Origin of the sequence: Streptomyces sp. NPDC059355 (assembly GCF_042752335.1) — a bacterium.
Classification (GTDB): Bacteria; Actinomycetota; Actinomycetes; order Streptomycetales; family Streptomycetaceae; genus Streptomyces.
In genome coordinates, this window is the sequence record NZ_JBHYXN010000065.1 from 1 (window position 1) to 16,950 (window position 16,950).

The 16,950-nt window shown below is 72.5% G+C and carries 15 protein-coding genes; 12 read left to right on the forward strand and 3 right to left on the reverse strand.

The window, feature by feature from the left end:
- The 10 genes from ACFXGI_RS36170 to ACFXGI_RS36215 form a co-directional block, all read left to right on the forward strand.
- Positions 1-1,173: ubiquitin-like domain-containing protein (locus ACFXGI_RS36170; RefSeq protein ID WP_384716461.1), on the forward strand; the 1,173-nt coding region annotated here is incomplete at its 5' end.
- Positions 1,170-2,096, forward strand: a complete 927-nt coding sequence (gene rsmA, locus ACFXGI_RS36175) for a 16S rRNA (adenine(1518)-N(6)/adenine(1519)-N(6))-dimethyltransferase RsmA (protein ID WP_384716464.1) — start codon at positions 1,170-1,172, stop codon at positions 2,094-2,096. The genes ACFXGI_RS36170 and rsmA, both read left to right, overlap by 4 nt.
- Positions 2,093-3,001, forward strand: coding sequence for a 4-(cytidine 5'-diphospho)-2-C-methyl-D-erythritol kinase (locus tag ACFXGI_RS36180; RefSeq protein WP_384716467.1), 909 nt, complete (start codon positions 2,093-2,095; stop codon positions 2,999-3,001). The genes rsmA and ACFXGI_RS36180 overlap by 4 nt, the downstream gene beginning before the upstream one ends.
- 74 nt (positions 3,002-3,075) lie before the next feature.
- Complete coding sequence (locus ACFXGI_RS36185; RefSeq protein WP_384716470.1) at positions 3,076-4,407, forward strand: acyltransferase family protein; 1,332 nt, start codon at positions 3,076-3,078, stop codon at positions 4,405-4,407.
- Between the two features lie 27 nt (positions 4,408-4,434).
- Positions 4,435-6,231 (forward strand): ABC-F family ATP-binding cassette domain-containing protein, encoded by a 1,797-nt coding sequence (locus tag ACFXGI_RS36190; protein ID WP_384716473.1) that lies wholly within the window; start codon positions 4,435-4,437, stop codon positions 6,229-6,231.
- A 167-nt stretch (positions 6,232-6,398) separates the two neighbouring features.
- The gene (locus ACFXGI_RS36195) at positions 6,399-8,048 is read left to right on the forward strand and encodes a PQQ-binding-like beta-propeller repeat protein (RefSeq protein ID WP_384716476.1); all 1,650 of its coding nucleotides are present in this window, start codon (positions 6,399-6,401) and stop codon (positions 8,046-8,048) included.
- 46 nt (positions 8,049-8,094) lie between these two features.
- Complete coding sequence (locus ACFXGI_RS36200) at positions 8,095-9,888, forward strand: PQQ-binding-like beta-propeller repeat protein (protein ID WP_384716479.1); 1,794 nt, start codon at positions 8,095-8,097, stop codon at positions 9,886-9,888.
- A gap of 144 nt (positions 9,889-10,032) precedes the next feature.
- Positions 10,033-10,740, forward strand: a complete 708-nt coding sequence (locus tag ACFXGI_RS36205) for a response regulator transcription factor (RefSeq protein ID WP_384716482.1) — start codon at positions 10,033-10,035, stop codon at positions 10,738-10,740.
- A gap of 94 nt (positions 10,741-10,834) precedes the next feature.
- On the forward strand, positions 10,835-11,782 hold the full coding sequence (gene galE / locus ACFXGI_RS36210) for a UDP-glucose 4-epimerase GalE (RefSeq protein WP_384716535.1): 948 nt from the start codon (positions 10,835-10,837) through the stop codon (positions 11,780-11,782).
- A 505-nt stretch (positions 11,783-12,287) separates the two neighbouring features.
- Positions 12,288-13,052, forward strand: a complete 765-nt coding sequence (locus ACFXGI_RS36215) for a LuxR C-terminal-related transcriptional regulator (protein ID WP_384716485.1) — start codon at positions 12,288-12,290, stop codon at positions 13,050-13,052.
- Here ACFXGI_RS36215 and ACFXGI_RS36220 read toward each other — a convergent pair.
- On the reverse strand, positions 13,011-13,508 hold the full coding sequence (locus ACFXGI_RS36220) for a MarR family winged helix-turn-helix transcriptional regulator (protein WP_030297045.1): 498 nt from the start codon (positions 13,506-13,508) through the stop codon (positions 13,011-13,013). The two genes, ACFXGI_RS36215 and ACFXGI_RS36220, sit on opposite strands and share 42 nt — an antisense overlap.
- A gap of 175 nt (positions 13,509-13,683) precedes the next feature.
- On the opposite strand from ACFXGI_RS36220, the gene ACFXGI_RS36225 reads away from it, so the two are divergent.
- Both ACFXGI_RS36225 and ACFXGI_RS36230 read left to right on the forward strand, forming a co-directional pair.
- Entirely contained in the window at positions 13,684-14,544 is an 861-nt protein-coding gene (locus ACFXGI_RS36225; protein WP_384716488.1) for a trans-aconitate 2-methyltransferase, read from the forward strand.
- Between the two features lie 2 nt (positions 14,545-14,546).
- Positions 14,547-14,909 carry a VOC family protein gene (locus tag ACFXGI_RS36230; protein WP_384716491.1) on the forward strand — a complete coding sequence of 121 codons (363 nt, stop codon included), beginning with the start codon at positions 14,547-14,549 and terminating at the stop codon, positions 14,907-14,909.
- 75 nt (positions 14,910-14,984) lie between these two features.
- Here ACFXGI_RS36230 and ACFXGI_RS36235 read toward each other — a convergent pair whose 3' ends face one another.
- Both ACFXGI_RS36235 and ACFXGI_RS36240 read right to left on the reverse strand, forming a co-directional pair.
- Complete coding sequence (locus ACFXGI_RS36235) at positions 14,985-15,656, reverse strand: TetR/AcrR family transcriptional regulator (protein ID WP_030865813.1); 672 nt, start codon at positions 15,654-15,656, stop codon at positions 14,985-14,987.
- Positions 15,656-16,642 (reverse strand): acyl-CoA desaturase, encoded by a 987-nt coding sequence (locus tag ACFXGI_RS36240; protein WP_384716494.1) that lies wholly within the window; start codon positions 16,640-16,642, stop codon positions 15,656-15,658. The genes ACFXGI_RS36235 and ACFXGI_RS36240 overlap by 1 nt, the downstream gene beginning before the upstream one ends.
- Positions 16,643-16,950: the final 308 nt, after the last annotated feature.

Sequence of the window (16,950 nt, forward strand, 5' to 3'; positions counted from 1 at the left end):
GACCCCGGCCCCGGCTTCCCGCCGGCCGCCTCCCCGGCCGGCCGGCGGCGCCGCGGAGCTCCCGCCGGGCCGGGCGCCGGCCAGGCCGGCTGGCGGCGGATCGTCCCGCAGGCACTGGTCGTCGCCTTCCTGGCCGGCGGCACCACGGCCTTCGTCGCCGCCGACAAGTCCGTACGGCTCACCGTGGACGGAGAGCCCCGGACCCTGCACACCTTCGCCGACGACGTCGACGAACTCCTCGCCGCCGAAGGCCTCGGCGTCGGCCCGCACGACCTCGTCGCCCCCGCCCGCACCGAGGCCCTCGACGACGGCGACGAGATCGTCGTCCGCCACGGCCGCCCCCTGCGCCTGATCCTCGACGGGCAGAGCCGCCAGGTGTGGACCACCGCGGGCACCGTCGAGGGGGCCCTGCGCCAGTTCGGCGTCCGCGTCGAGGGCGCCTACCTCTCCGCCCCGCGCACCGCCCCCGTGCCCCGGGCCGGCCTCACCCTCTCCGTCCGCACCGAACGCAGCGTCACCTTCATGGCGGACGGCCGCGAGAGCACCATCCGCACCAACGCCGCCACCGTCCGGGAGGCCCTCGGCCAGGCCGGGATCACGCTCCAGGGCCAGGACACCACCTCCGTCCCGCCCGCCTCCTTCCCGCGCGACGGCCAGACCGTCACCGTGCTGCGCATCACCGGCACCCGCGAGGTGCGCGAGGAGCACATCCCGTACGAGACCGAGAGGACCGAGGACGACGGCCTGTTCGCCGGCACCGAGGTCGTCGAGCGGGCGGGCCGGCCCGGAGCGCGCAGGGTCACGTACGTCCTGCGCACGGTCAACGGGGTCCGCCAGAAGCCCCGCATGGTCGCCGAGGAGACCGTCCGCGAGCCGGTCACCCAGCTCGTCAAGGTCGGCACGAGGCCGCTGCCGGCCTCCGTCGCCGGGGCCGACGGCCTCGACTGGGGGGCGCTGGCCCAGTGCGAGTCCGGCGGCCGCCCCTCCGCCACCGACGCCTCGGGCACGTACGGCGGCCTCTACCAGTTCGACGTCCGCACCTGGCAGAGCCTCGGCGGCTCCGGCCGCCCCCAGGACGCCCCGGGCCAGGAGCAGACGTACCGGGCGAAGAAGCTCTACGTACAACGGGGCGCGACCCCGTGGCCCCACTGCGGCCGTAGGCTTTACCGGTGAGCACCGCAGAGCAGCAGCCCGAGAGCACCACCACCAGCACCACCACCAGCACCACCTCCGACGCCCTTCTCGGACCGGCGGACATCCGTGAGCTGGCCGCCGTACTCGGCGTACGGCCGACGAAGCAGAAGGGCCAGAACTTCGTCATCGACGCCAACACGGTGCGCCGCATCGTGCGCACCGCCGAGGTGCGGCCCGACGACGTCGTCGTCGAGGTCGGGCCGGGGCTGGGGTCGCTGACGCTCGCGCTGCTGGAGGCCGCCGACCGGGTCACCGCCGTCGAGATCGACGACATCCTGGCCGCGGCGCTGCCCTCCACCATCGAGGCGCGGATGCCGGAGCGCATGGACCGCTTCGCGCTGGTGCACTCCGACGCGATGCTGGTGAAGGAGCTGCCCGGGCCGGCGCCGACCGCGCTCGTCGCGAACCTGCCGTACAACGTGGCCGTGCCGGTGCTCCTGACCATGCTGGACCGGTTCCCGACCATCGAGCGCACACTGGTGATGGTGCAGGCGGAGGTCGCCGACCGGCTGGCCGCCGAGCCGGGCAACAAGGTCTACGGGGTGCCGTCCGTCAAGGCGAACTGGTACGCGCACGTCAAGCGCGCCGGGTCCATCGGCCGCAAGGTGTTCTGGCCCGCGCCGAACGTGGACTCGGGCCTGGTCTCGCTGGTGCGGCGGGCCGAGCCGATCAAGACGACCGCCACGAAGGCGGAGGTCTTCGCCGTCGTGGACGCGGCCTTCGCACAGCGCCGCAAGACCCTGCGGGCCGCGCTGGCCGGCTGGGCCGGCTCGGCGGCGGGCGCCGAGCAGGCGCTGGTCGCCGCCGGGGTGTCCCCGCAGGCGCGCGGGGAGTCCCTGACGGTGGAGCAGTTCGCGGCGATCGCCGAGCACAAGCCCGCGGCGGAGAGGCCCGCGCTGTGAGCACGAAGAAGAGCGTGACCGTACGGGTCCCGGCGAAGGTCAACGTCCAGCTGGCGGTGGGCGCGGCCCGGGCCGACGGCTTCCACGACCTGGCGAACGTCTTCCTCGCGGTGTCCCTGTACGACGAGGTGACGGTCACCCCGGCCGAGACCCTGACGGTCACCTGCGCCGGCCCGGACGCGGACCAGGTCCCGCTGGACCGTACGAACCTGGCGGCGCGGGCGGCGGAGATCCTCGCGGCCCGCCACGGCCTGTCCGACGCGGTCCACCTGCACATCGCGAAGAACATCCCGGTGGCCGGGGGCATGGCGGGCGGCAGCGCCGACGGCGCCGGCGCCCTGCTGGCCTGCGACGCCCTGTGGGGCCTGGGCACGCCCCGCGCCGAGCTCCTGAAGATGTGCGCGGAACTCGGCAGCGACGTGCCGTTCAGCCTGGTCGGCGGAGCGGCGCTGGGCACCGGGCGCGGGGAGCTCCTGACCCCGGTCGAGGCGGGAACCTTCCACTGGGTGTTCGCGGTCGCCGACGGCGGGCTGTCGACGCCGGCGGTGTTCCGCGAGTTCGACCGGCTGGCCGAAGACCGGAGCGTCCCGGTCCCGGAGGCCTCGCCGGCGCTGCTCGCCGCCCTCGCCTCGGGCGAGGCGGACGCCCTCGCCGCGACCCTGGCCAACGACCTCCAGCCGGCGGCGCTGTCGCTGCGCCCGCAGCTGGCCGCGACGCTGGAGGCGGGCACCTCCGCCGGGGCCCTGGCCGCGCTGGTCTCCGGCTCCGGTCCGACGACGGCGTTCCTGGTCCGCGACCCGGAATCCGCCCTCAAGGTGGCCGCGGCCCTCGAAGCCTCCGGCACCTGCCGCACCACCCGCACGGCCACCAGCCCGGCCCCGGGAGCGACGGTCCTCCCGTCCTGAGGCTCCGGGTACCCAGGGCGAAGTGAGTATCCGCGCTCTGTTCCCGCCCGGGTCCCGGGCGGGAACGTGCACCCATGGGATACGCCGCGCACAGCATCAAGGACCTCGCCGAGGCCACGCCCGCGAGCCGGGACCGGTACGTCGACCTGTTGCGGGTCGCCTCGCTCGGGACCGTGCTGCTCGGGCACTGGCTGATGGCAGCCGTCAGCGGTGACGGCATAGGGAACCTGCTCGCCCTCGTCCCCGCGCTCCAAGTGCTCACCTGGGTCCTGCAGATCATGCCGGTGTTCTTCTTCGTCGGCGGGTTCTCGCACGCCCTGTCGTACCGCTCCCTGGCCGGGCGCGCCGACGGGCGGCCCGTCTACGCGGCCTTCCTGCGGGCCCGGCTCCGGCGGCTGCTGCGGCCCACCCTCGTCTTCGTCCTCGTCTGGACCGCCGGGGCGCTCGCCGTACAGCTCGCCGGCGCGGGGGAGGGGAAGCTGACCGGGGCCGCCCTGCGGCTGGTCACCCAGCCGCTGTGGTTCATCGGGATCTACCTCGCCATGGTCGCCTTCACCCCGGCGCTGCTGAAGCTCCACCGGCGGTGGGGATGGGGGGCCTTCGCCGCGCTGGCCGGGGCCGCGGCCGCCGTCGACGTACTGCGCTTCGCGCTCGGTGTCCCGTACGCCGAGTTCCTGAACTTCGGCTTCGTCTGGCTCGCCGTCCACCAGCTCGGCTTCCTGCGCGCCGACGGGCGGATCACCCGCCCCGGACTGCTCGCCGCCGCCGGGCTGCTCGGCGCCGTGCTGCTCGTCGCGTACGGGCCCTACCCGCTGTCCATGGTCGGGATGCCGGGCGAGAAGGTGTCCAACATGGCCCCGCCCACGCTGGCGCTCCTGGCGCACGGGGCGTGGCTCGTCGGAGCCGTGGAGCTGCTCAAGGCGCCCGCCGCCGCGCTGCTCGCCCGGCCCCGCGTCTGGCGCTGCGTCGTCGCCGCCAACGGGATCGCCATGACCGCCTTCCTCTGGCACCTCACCGCCATGCTCGCCGTGTACGCCGCCCAGCTCGGCCTCGGTATGCGCCTGCCCGACCCCGCCACCGCCGCGTGGTGGGCCCAGGTCCCCGTCCGGCTGCTCGCCGCCGCCGCGCTGACCGGCGTACTCGTCGCCCTCTTCCGCCGCTTCGAGGCCCCCGGCCGCGGCGGCGCCGAGCCCGGATCCGGGCCGCGCGCCGCCCTCGGCATCACCCTGTGCCTGCTCGGCATCCTCGGACTGTCCATGACCGGGCTCGGCGGCCTGCTGGAGGGCCACAGCGCCACCCTGATCGCCCTGCCGGTCACCGCGCCCGCCGCCATCGGCATGGCTCTGGGAGGCTGGCTCCTGGTGGAGCGCCCGGCGTCGGTTCGGAGGGTTAGGCTGAGGGGCTGATCCACACCCTTCCCTGGAGCGCGTCTGATGGCCGTCAATCTGGTCAATGTCGAGGCAGTCGGCAAGGTGTACGGAACCCGTGCCCTGCTCGACGGCATCTCCCTCGGCGTGTCCGAGGGAGACCGGATCGGTGTCGTGGGCCGCAACGGCGACGGCAAGACCACCCTCATCCGCATGCTCGCGAAGCTGGAGGAACCCGACAGCGGCCGGGTCACCCAGAGCGGCGGCCTGCGCATGGGCGTCCTCACCCAGCACGACTCCCTCGACCCCGCGGCCACCATCCGCCACGAGATCATCCGGGACATGGCCGACCACGAGTGGGCCGGCAACGCCAAGATCCGCGACGTGCTCACCGGGCTCTTCGGCGGCCTCGACCTCCCCGGCTTCGGCCAGGGCCTCGACACCGTCATCGGGCCGCTCTCCGGCGGTGAGCGCCGCCGCATCGCCCTCGCCCAGCTGCTCATCGCCGACCAGGACCTCCTCGTCCTCGACGAGCCCACCAACCACCTCGACGTCGAGGGCATCTCCTGGCTGGCCAAGCACCTCCAGGAGCGCCGCTCCGCGCTCGTCTGCGTCACCCACGACCGCTGGTTCCTCGACCAGGTCTGCACCCGCATGTGGGACGTCCAGCGCGGCACCGTGTACGAGTACGAGGGCGGCTACAGCGATTACGTCTTCGCCCGCGCCGAGCGCGAACGGATCGCCGCCACCGAGGAGACCAAGCGGCAGAACCTGATGCGCAAGGAGCTCGCCTGGCTGCGCCGCGGCGCCCCCGCCCGGACCTCCAAGCCGCGCTACCGCATCGAGGCCGCCAACGAGCTCATCGCCGACGTGCCGGAGCCGCGCGACAAGTCCGAGCTGATGCGCTTCGCCAACGCCCGCCTCGGCAAGACCGTGTTCGACCTGGAGAACGTCACCGTGCAGGCCGGGCCGAAGACCCTGCTCAAGCACCTCACCTGGCACCTCGGCCCCGGCGACCGCGTCGGCCTCGTCGGCGTCAACGGCGCCGGCAAGACCTCGCTGCTGCGCGCGCTCGCGGAGGCGGCCCGTACGCAGGGCGACGTCCAGCCGGCCGCCGGGTCCGTCACCGTCGGCAGGACCGTCAAGCTGGCGTACCTCTCGCAGGAGGTCGGCGAACTCGACCCGTCCCTGCGGGTCCTGGAGGCCGTGCAGCGCGTGCGCGACCGCGTGGACCTCGGCAAGGGCCGCGAGATGACGGCCGGTCAGCTGTGCGAGCAGTTCGGCTTCACCAAGGAGAAGCAGTGGACGCCCGTCGGCGACCTCTCCGGTGGTGAGCGGCGCCGGCTGCAGATCCTGCGGCTGCTGATGGACGAGCCCAACGTGCTCTTCCTCGACGAGCCCACCAACGACCTCGACATCGAGACCCTGACCCAGCTGGAGGACCTCCTCGACGGCTGGCCGGGCTCGATGATCGTGATCTCCCACGACCGGTTCTTCATCGAGCGCACCACCGACACGGTGATGGCGCTGCTGGGCGACGCGAGCCTGCGGATGCTGCCGCGCGGCCTGGACGAGTACCTGGAGCGCCGGCAGAAGATGATCGAGGCGGCCGCCCCGGCGCCCGCTCCGGCCGCCGCCAAGTCGAGCGCCTCCGGCGACGCGCGCGCCGCGAAGAAGGAGCTCCAGAAGATCGAGCGCCAGCTCAACAAGATGGCCGACCGCGAGACGAACCTGCACGCGCAGATCGCCGAGAACGCCACCGATTTCGACAAGGTCGCCAAGCTCGACGCCGAGCTGCGCGAACTCATCTCGGACCGGGACGAATTGGAGATGCGCTGGCTGGAGCTGGCCGAGGACGCCTAGGCCGTGTCTTGGGCCGGGCCGGGCGAAGGCTTCAACTGACCTGATAACGGCGCTGTCACGGGCCGGTCCTCCCTTGGGAACAGGGGCTGGACCGGTCCGATGTAAGAACGCTGTCAGTGATAGAAAGGTCATCCCCCTACGCCACCCGACGCCGAAGGTACGCGCTGATGACCGAGCCGCCCCAGCCGCCGAACCAGCCGCCCACACCTTCCGGTTACGGTCACCTGCCCGGCCCGCCGCAGCCCGGGTACGGATACCCGCAGCAGGGTGAGAACCCGTACGCGCAGCAGCCGCCGACGCAGCCCATGCAGCCGATGCCCCAGCAGCCGATGCCCCAGCAGGGGCACTTCCCGCCGCCCCCCGGCATGCCCACCGTCGGCATGCACCCGGCCGGGGGCGCACCACAGCCGAAGAACAAGACGGCGGTCGTCGTCGCCGCGGCCGTCGCCGGCGTGCTCGTCCTCGGTACCGGCGGCTACTTCGCCCTCTTCGCCGGCGGGGACGAGGATCCGAAGAAGCCCGTCGCGCAGAGTTCCGCCCCCGCCGACGACAAGCCCTCCGCCGAGGTGGACAAGGGCGACGGCAGCGGCAACGGCGGCAAGGAGTCCGAGGACCTCAACGCCGGCCGCAAGCAGGGCGAGGACAAGGCCCTCTGGCTCAAGACGGCCAAGGTCGACGGCCCCGGCCTGGGCGTGGACTCCACCGGCCAGTGGATCGTCGGCGACACCGTCGTCAAGAGCGTCTGGAAGAACCTCACCGCGTACGGGGTGACCGACGGCAAGGAGAAGTGGACGCTCGCGTTCCCCACTCCCGTCTGCTCCGTCACCAAGCAGACCACCGCCGAGTCCAAGACCGTCGTGATGGTCAAGGACGGCGACGGCGACTCCGCCACCTGCAACCAGATGAAGCAGGTCGACCTCAAGGCCGGCAAGGAAGGCTGGACGAAGGAGGTCCCCAAGGAGGGGCTCTTCGACATCATGACCAGCCCCAGCCTGGGCATCACCGGCGACACCGTCGCCGTCAGCCGCAGCGGCACCGCCAGCGCCTTCAAGGTGAGCACCGGCGACAAACTCTTCGGCAGCGCCGGCGTCGAGGGCTGCAAGCCCGACTCGTACGTGGCGGCCAAGAACAAGATGATCGCCATCGCGACCTGCTACGACGACGACCTCTCCAGCGAGGTCTCCGATGCCGACCCGGTCACCGGCAAGAAGACCTGGACCTTCAAGCTGCCGGCCAAGTACAAGGTCGGCGCCGTCTACTCGCTCGACCCCCTCGTCCTCGACATCGGCAACCAGGACAAGAAGGAACGTGCCATCGTGGTCCTCGGACCCGACGGGAAGCAGCGCGCCACCGTCAGCGGCGAGGGCAACTTCGCCACGGAGTGCACCAACGGCCTCTTCCGCTCCGTCGAGGTGTGCTCCACCACCGCCGTGGACGGCAACACCCTCTACATGCCGACCGTCGCCGAGTCCGGCAAGGCCAACGAGATCGTCGCCTTCGACCTGGACAGCGGAAAGGCCAAGTGGCGCACCCCCGCCGGGGACGGCCGCACCATCACCCCGCTGAGCGCCGCGAACGGGCAGCTGATCGCCTACCGCAAGGCCACCTCCGAACAGGGCGGCGAGGTCGTCTCGGTCCCGGCCGCCGGCGGCACGCCCACCGTGCTGCTGCGCAACCCGTCGGGAACGTCCGCCCCGATCGAGAGCAGCTTCTTCACCCCGATCGTCGACTACGCGGACGGCCGCCTCTTCATCTCCCAGTCCCGCCTTCTCGCCAGGGGCGCCGCCGAGAAGCTCCTGATGGTCTTCGGCAAGTGACGAGCAGCAAGTCCCCGAGCCGCCCACCGAGAGGCAGTAGCAAGCGATGAGTACCCCGCCGCCCCCCAACCAGCCGCCCGCCGGCGGCTTCGGAGCGCCGCAGGAACCCCCGCCCGGGGGCTTCGGCGCGTCGCCGCCGGTGCCGCCCGTGCCGGCGGCCGCCCCGCAGCAGCCGCCGGTGCCGCCGACGGCGCCGCAGCAGCCACCCGTACCGCAGGGTGCGCCGACCGCGCCCGCCGCGCCGGGCGTCCCCCCGCAGGGGCAGCCGGCGTACGGCTATCCCCAGCAGGGCTACGGCTACCCGCAGCAGCAGCCCCCCGCCGGAGCCGGCGCCCAGCCGTCCTACGGGGCGCCCACGGCCCCCATGTACGCGACCCAGTCCCCGGCCCCGGCCGGCGCGGGCGGCGGCAACGACGTGCGCAACCAGCTGATGATCGTCGGCGCGGCCCTGGTGGCCATCGTCCTGATCGTCGCGGGCGGCTTCTGGTACGTCTCCGGCGACGACGGCGGCAGCGACAAGCAGCCCACCGCGGACGGCACCACCGGCGGCGACAAGCCCGGCTCCGGCACCCCCGGTGCGGAGAAGGCGCCCGCCAACACCAAGTCGAAGCCGCTGTTCAACCAGCCGAGCCCGACCCCGGAAGAGGTCGTCACGGTCGCGGGCTCCTGGCTCACCGACTCGACCTACATCAAGTCGGACGTGGCGAAGGTCGTCGGCTACAACACCGTCGACGGCGGCAAGAAGTGGGAGATCCCGTTCCCGGGCGAGCTCTGCGGCGCCACCAAGCACATCAGCGACAACAAGACGGCGGTCCTCTTCCGGCCCACCAAGCCCACGCCCGACAACAAGTACCCGGCGTGCACCGAGGTCGGCGTCATCGACCTGAACGCCGGCAAGCTCGTCTGGTCCGGCAACGCCAAGGGCGCCACCACCGGTGACAGGCCCGCCTCCTACTACGAGGTCACGCTGAGCGGCCAGACCGTCGCCGCGGGCGGCACCAGCGGCGGCGCCGCCTGGAACCTCGCCGACGGCAAGTCCCTGTGGACGCCCAAGGTCGACGGCGAGGGCTGCTACGACAGCGGCTACGCCGGCGGCGAGGCCCTCGGCGTGATCCGCAAGTGCGGCCGCGGCGACACCCAGACGCTGTACGCGCAGACCCTGGATCCGGCCACCGGCGCCCAGACCTCCTCGTACAAGCTCTCCCCGGGCATCGAGTGGGCGTCCATCGTCTCCACCAAGCCCCTGATCGTCGCCGCCGACGTGGGCAAGACCGCCAAGAACGCCACCGGGGTCAGCGACCTCTTCGTCGTCGACCCCAAGGGCGAGCTGAAGGCGCGCATCTCGCTCGCCTCCGGCAACTTCGGCGGCAAGTGCGGCGGCACCGAGGTCGAGAAGTGCGTCGGCTTCGTGGTCGGCAACGGCAAGGTCTACCTGCCCTCGATCGAGCACCAGGGCAAGGCGGAGGTCGGCCGCACCAACGAGCTGGTCTCCTTCGACCTGGAGACCGGCAAGCAGACCACCGACCGCGCCGACGCGGGCGAGCGGTACACCATGTTCCCGCTCCGCATGGACGGGCCGAACATCATCGCGTACAAGGAGCCCCCGTACGACAAGGGCGGGCAGATCGTCAGCATCGACGGTACGACGATGAAGGAGACCGTCCTCATGGAGAACCCGGCGGAGAAGGCGAGCCGCACCGCCGAGACCGGTTTCTCGCCGGATTACTCCGAGTACCGCTACCACAACGGCAAGCTCTTCATCTCCCGGACGACGGCCAGGAAGCCGTACTCCGACAAGGGCGACCCCGAGTACCTGTTCGTCTCTTTCGGCGCCAGCTGATCCCCGGCCGATCCCGGCCGTTCACCGCAGCGGGCAGAAGCCCCCGGAAGGTCCGCCTTCCGGGGGCTTCTGCGCGGTAACCGCCGCGCACCGTCGAACAAGCGTGTAGCTTGCCGGGTCAGAAGGGTCGGGGGTGGGTGCGCGATGGGCGTACGGGTCATGGTGCTCGACGAGCACCGGCTGCTGGCCGAGGCGCTGGCCTCGGCCCTCAAGCTGCGCGGGCACCGGGTGCTGGCCGCGGCCGCCCCGGCCGCGGGCGCCGCCGAGCTGGTCATCAGCCGGGCGCCGGAGGTCTGCCTGCTGGGCACCGCGACGCCCGCCGAGCCGGGGGTCTTCGAACCGGTCGTCCGCATCAAGCGGGAACGGCCGCAGATCGCCGTGGTCGTCCTCGGCCCGGTGCCGAGCCCGCGCGGGATCGCGGCCGCCTTCGCCGCCGGCGCCTGCGGGTACGTACGCCACGACGAGCGGATCGAAGGGGTGGAGCGGGCACTGGCCAAGGCCCGGGCGGGGGAGGTGGCGATCTCCCCGCAGCTGCTCCAGGGGGCCTTCGCGGAACTCCTCAACCCCGCCGCCCAGCCCGACGACGAGGGCAGCCGGCTGCTGCGGCTGCTCACTCCGCGCGAGGTGGAGGTGCTGGTCCGGGTCGCCGAGGGCGAGGACACCCGGCTCATCGCGGCGGGCATGGAGATCGCACCGAGCACCGCCCGTACGCACGTGCAGCGGGTGCTGATGAAGCTGGGCGTCGGCTCCCGGCTGGAGGCGGCCGCGCTGGCCGCCCGTACCGGCCTGCTGGACCGGGCGGGGCTGCCGGGGCTGCCGGCGGTGGCCGCCGATTTCCCCGCGGGCCCGTAATCCGGTAAGCCAGTGACCGGCATGTGCACGCGCCCGCGTGCATCCCCCCGCGAGAGGCAGTAGACGAGTGAGCAAGACGGCGACGTTCAAATACATGGTCACCGGCGGCGCAGGATACGTCGGCAGCGTCGTCGCGGCGCACCTCCTGGAGGCCGGGCACGAGGTCACCGTCCTCGACGACCTCTCCACCGGGTTCCGCGAGGGCGTCCCGGCGGGCGCCGCCTTCATCGAGGGCCGGATCCAGGACGCCGAGCGGTACCTGGACCCGTCCTACGACGCGGTGCTGCACTTCGCGGCCTCCTCGCAGGTCGGCGAGTCCGTCGCCAACCCCGGCAAGTACTGGGAGAACAACGTCGGCGGCACGCTCGCCCTGCTGGCCGCGATGCGCACGCACGGGGTGCGCAAGCTGGTGTTCTCCTCCACCGCCGCCACCTACGGCGAGCCCACCGAGGGCCTGCTCACCGAGGACTCGGTCACCAAGCCCACCAACCCGTACGGCGCCTCGAAGCTGGCCGTCGACCACATGATCGCCGGCGAGTGCGCGGCGCACGGGGTCGCGGCGGTCTCGCTGCGCTACTTCAACGTGGCCGGCGCGTACGGGGAGTTCGGTGAGCGGCACGACCCCGAGACCCACCTGATCCCGCTGGTGCTCCAGGTCGCCCTGGGCGAGCGGGAGTCGATCTCGGTGTTCGGCGAGGACTACCCGACCCCGGACGGCACCTGCGTGCGCGACTACATCCACGTGGCCGACCTGGCGGAGGCCCACCTGGCCGCCCTTCAGGCGGCCACTGCGGGCGAGCACCTGATCTGCAACCTCGGCAACGGCAACGGCTTCTCGGTCCGCGAGGTCGTCGAGACGGTCCGCAAGGTCACCGGCGCGGAGATCCCCGAGGTCGTCGCCCCGCGCCGGGCCGGCGACCCGGCGGTGCTCGTCGCCTCCGCGCGCGCCGCCCACGAGCGGCTCGGCTGGACCCCGGCCCGTTCGGACCTCACCGGCATCATCACGGACGCCTGGAACTTCACCCGCAAGCACCGTTCCTGACCCGCTGCCCCGCCCTCACCCGCGCCCCCCGCACCCGACCGTGCGGGGGGCGCGGTGCGTACGGGGCCGTACGTGCCGCGGCGTGCGCGGGGAGCGCGGACGGGTGGGGGGCGCCGTGAGAGGGCGCGGTGCGCGGGCGCCCGGCGTGCACACGCCGGGTGAAATGCCCCCCGTGCAACTGCCTGCGGCACAGGCGTGCCGGAAACCCTCTTCCGGACCGTCCATATGGTCGAATTCAGGCCATCGCGAACCCGGTTCACGCCTGCCCAGCCGGAAAATCGCTCGGAAAACTTCTGCTATTCGGCCAACCGCGAGCCGCCACCCGTTCTACGCTGATGCGTGACGCCGGTGGGGGCCGGTGTTGATTCAGGGGTCGAGACACGCCGGGTACGGCGTCCGGTCCGGGGTAGTGCAGAGATGTCTCGGCGGCGGCCGCGGCAGCTGCGGATCACCCGGTCCGGGCGCCGTACCCGCAGTCGTCCGTTCCCCGACCCTTGGGGGTTTTGTGGTTCGCATCCGGGTTCTCGTGGTCGACGATCACCGCATCTTCGCCGAATCGCTCGCAGCCGCGCTCGCGGCCGAGCCCGACGTGGACGTGTCCGCGGCCGGCAGCGGTCCCGCCGCGCTGCGCTGCCTCGAACGTGCGGTGGCCGAGGGCCGCCGCTTCGACGTCCTGCTCGTCGACGCCGATCTCGGCGCCGCCGCCGGGGCCGTGCCCGCCCAGCGCGAATCGGGCTCCGGCGCGCCGCCGGGCGCGGACGGGATCGCGCTGGTCGCCGGGGTGAGGGTGTCGCACCCCGGGGTCCGCACCGTCGTGCTGGCCGGGCGGGACGATCCGCGCCGGGCCGCGCACGCCCTCCAGGCGGGGGCTTCGGGCTGGGTGGCGAAGGACTGCTCGCTCTCGCGGCTGCTGGCCGTCATCCGCGGAGTCCTGCGCGAGGAGACCCACCTGCCGCCCGCGCTGCTCACCGGAGTTCTGCGCGAACTGACCGCCGCGCGCAAGCACCGTACGGACAGCGAGCGGCTCGTCGAGTCCCTCACGCCGCGCGAGCACGAGGTGCTGCGCTGCATGGTGGCCGGGCTGGGCCGCAAGGACGTGGCGGCGCGGCTGTTCCTGTCCCCGCACACCGTCCGCACGCACATGCAGAACGTGCTGGGCAAGCTCGGCGTGCACTCCACGCTCGCGGCGGTGGCGCTGGCCCGGCGGGCCGGGGTGCGGCCGGCCGACCTAGCCGGGGATGTTGTCGAACGGAGCGGTCAACTGGCGTAGCAGCGCCGCGAGATCGCCGCGCTGGGCCTGGGAGAGCTGGGCGAGGATCGCCCTCTCCTGGGCCAGCAGGCCGGCCAGGGCCTGGTCGGCGCGGTCACGCCCCTCCGGGGTGAGCCGGACCAGTACCCCGCGGCGGTCGTTGGGGTCGGGCAGCCGCTCGACGAGGCCCTTCTTGGCGAGCCGGTCGATGCGGTTGGTCATGGTGCCCGAGGTGACCAGGGTCTGCGTCAGCAGCTGGCCGGGCGAGAGCTGGTAGGGGGCGCCGGCGCGGCGCAGCGACGTCAGGACGTCGAACTCCCAGGGCTCCAGGCCGTGCTCGGAGAAGGCCAGCCTGCGGGCTCGGTCGAGGTGACGGGCGAGCCTGCTGACGCGGCTCAGCACTTCGAGCGGTTCCACGTCGAGGTCAGGGCGTTCCCGCCGCCATGCCGCGACCAATCGGTCGACCTCGTCCTCCATGCCGATCAGTGTAAGGGGTCTGTCGACGTGAAGTCTCTTCAAATCGAGGATCTCGGGAATGGATATCTCGATCTCATGAGTCTTGACGTCAAGATATATTCTGGGCGACGATGGGCATGGAGGGGGCCGGAACCGCTTCCGCTTCCGCCCGCCCCGCCAGCAGGGAGGCTCGAACATGCATTCCGATACCGCGTCGGCAAGGACCCCCGCAGTGCCCACCGCCCACGCCGCGCCCACCTGGGACCCCCGGCAATACCTCCGACACGCCGGACACCGGACCCGGCCCTTCCTCGACCTCCTGAGCCGGATACCCGAACTCCCCACCCGTCCCGCCCGTATCGCCGACCTCGGCTGCGGCCCCGGCAACGTCACCGCGCTCCTCGCCGAGCGCTGGCCCGAAGCCCACATCACCGGCTTCGACCTCTCCCCGGAGATGCTCCGCGGCGCCACCGACGAGTACGCGGGCAGGACCTCCCGGGGCGGCCGCCTCGACTTCCGCCACGGCGACCTCGCGAGCTGGCTCCCCGAGGAGCCGTACGACCTGATCGTCTCCAACGCGGCCCTCCAGTGGGTCCCGAGCCACCCCGGCTCCTTCGCCGCCTGGATCAACGGACTGCGCCCCGGCGGCACCTTCGCCTTCCAGATACCCGCCAACTTCACCGCCCCCAGCCACGCCCTGCTCGCCCGGCTCTGCGAGACCCCGCGCTGGCGCAGCCGCCTCGCCGGCCACGGCGCCCGCTACACACACATCCTCGAACCCGCCGAGTACCTGGCCCGGCTCATCGAGCTGGGCTGCGCCGTCGACATCTGGGACACCACGTACCACCAGCTGCTCACGGGCACCGACCCGGTGCTCGACTGGGTCAAGGGGACCGCCCTGCGGCCCGTCCTGACCGCACTCGGGGACGACCGGGGGGCCGTGGAGGCCTTCCTCGCCGAATACCGCGACCTGCTGCGCGAGGCCTACCCGCCCGGGCCGTGCGGCACCGTCTTCCCGTTCCGCCGCGTCTTCGCCGTCGCCCGCAAGGAGCTCTGACCGTGCTGAACGCAGTCGACCACGTCCAGCTCGCCGCGCCGCCCGGCTCGGAGGACCGGCTCCGCGCCTACTACACGCACGTCCTCGGCATGACCGAGGTGCCCAAGCCGCCCGTCCTCGCCGCCCGCGGCGGCTGCTGGTTCGCCGCCGGCCCGGTGCAGCTGCACCTGGGGGTCGAGGAGGACTTCCGGCCCGCCCGCAAGGCGCACCCGGGGCTGCGGGTGACGGGGATCGAGGCGTACGCGCGGAGACTGGAGGAGCGCGGAGCCGCGGTCGTCTGGGACGACAACCTGCCGGGACACCGCCGCTTCTACTCCGAGGACCCGGTGGGCAACCGGCTCGAGTTCCTCGAATCCCTCGGCTGAGGCCGCGACGCGACGGCGCCCCGTCGCCGGAGATCCGGTGACGGGGCGCCGCCGCGTCGCGCGTCGCGGTACCGCTCAGCTCTTGCGGTGGCCCACCAGCCGGGGCTTCGACTCCAGCCCGTCCAGCCCGTGCCAGGCCAGGTTCACCAGATGCGCCGCGACCTCCGCCTTCTTCGGCCGGCGCACGTCCAGCCACCACTGCCCGGTCAGCGCGACCATCCCGACCAGCGCCTGCGCGTACAGCGGGGCCAGCTTCGGGTCGAACCCGCGCGCCTTGAACTCCAGCCCGAGGATGTCCTCGACCTGCGTGGCGATGTCACTGATCAGCGAGGCGAACGTACCCGTCGACTGGGCGACCGGCGAGTCCCGGACCAGGATGCGGAAGCCGTCCGTGTACGACTCGATGTAGTCGAGCAGCGCGAACGCCGCCTGCTCCAGCAGCTCCCGCGGGTGCCCGGCCGTCAGCGCGCCGGTCACCCCGTCCAGCAGCTGGCGCATCTCCCGGTCCACGACGACCGCGTACAGGCCCTCCTTGCCCCCGAAGTGCTCGTACACCACCGGCTTGGAGACCCCGGCCTTCGCCGCGATCTCCTCCACCGACGTGCCCTCGAAGCCCTTTTCCGCGAACAGGGTGCGGCCGATGTCCAGCAGTTGCTGGCGCCGTTCGGCGCCCGTCATCCGGACCCGGCGGCCGCGCCGGGGCTTGTCGCTGCTGGAACTGCTGCCGTCGATCGCCACGTCCCCCATCATGCCGCGTTCGACGCGTTTTCCCTGCGCCGGGCGTCGATGCGGTCCTTGGACGGCCAGCGCACGTCCGTCGCCCAGCCCGCCAGCTCGAACCACCGGATCAGCCGGGCACTGGAGTCGACCTGGCCGCGCAGCACGCCGTGCCGGGCCGAGGTCGGGTCCGCGTGGTGCAGGTTGTGCCAGGACTCCCCGCACGAGAGCACCGCCAGCCACCACACGTTGCCGGAGCGGTCCCGGGACTTGAACGGGCGCTTGCCCACCGCGTGGCAGATCGAGTTGATCGACCACGTCACGTGGTGCAGCAGCGCGACCCGGATCAGGGAACCCCAGAAGAACGCCGTGAACGCACCCCACCACGACATCGTCACCAGACCGCCGACCAGCGGCGGGATCGCCAGCGACACGATCGTCCACAGGACGAAGTCACGCGAGATCCGCCGGATCGCCGGGTCCTTGACCAGGTCCGGGGCGTACTTCTGCTGGTCGGTCTGCTCCTCGTCGAAGAGCCACCCGATGTGCGCCCACCACAGCCCCTTCATCAGGGCCGGGAGGGTCTCGCCGAACCGCCACGGCGAATGCGGGTCGCCGTCGTGGTCGGAGAACTTGTGGTGCTTGCGGTGGTCCGCCACCCAGCGCACCAGCGGGCCCTCCACCGCCATCGAACCCATCACGGCCAGAACGATCCGCAGCGGCCGCTTCGCCTTGAAGGAACCGTGCGTGAAGTACCGGTGGAAGCCGATGGTGATCCCGTGACAGGCGAGGAAGTACATGAACACCATCAGGCCGAGATCCAGCCAGCTCACCCCCCAGCCCCAGACCAGCGGGATCGCCGCCAGCAGCGCCAGGAAGGGAACGACGATGAACAGCAGCAGGGCGATCTGTTCGACGGACCGCTTGTTCTCACCTCCGAGCGTCGCGGAGGGCACGGGGGAAGCGGAATCGGAGGCCGCCGAGGCGTCCTCGATCACTTCGGGACTGGTGGTCATGAAGGGTCCCCTGGGGGGTGAGGAATCGGCGGGGCGCCTTGGGCGCCCGCCCTGGCTACGGATCCGTAACCTACGGCAACGTAAGTATGGCAAAGGCCCGGCCCGGGGCAAGGGGAGCACGACCGGGCCCGAGGCGCCCTCAAGGGCGCTCGCGGCAGCCCGCGCGCCGCCTGGTGAGACGTTTAGCGAGGCACGAGGCCCGGACACCTATCCTGGTGTCGTCGGACAGCGCGGTCCGCACGGGCAGCCGAGCTGCGCATCAGGTGGGGGACACCCCCCTGGCCCCTTCCCAGCGACAGCCGGGGAGG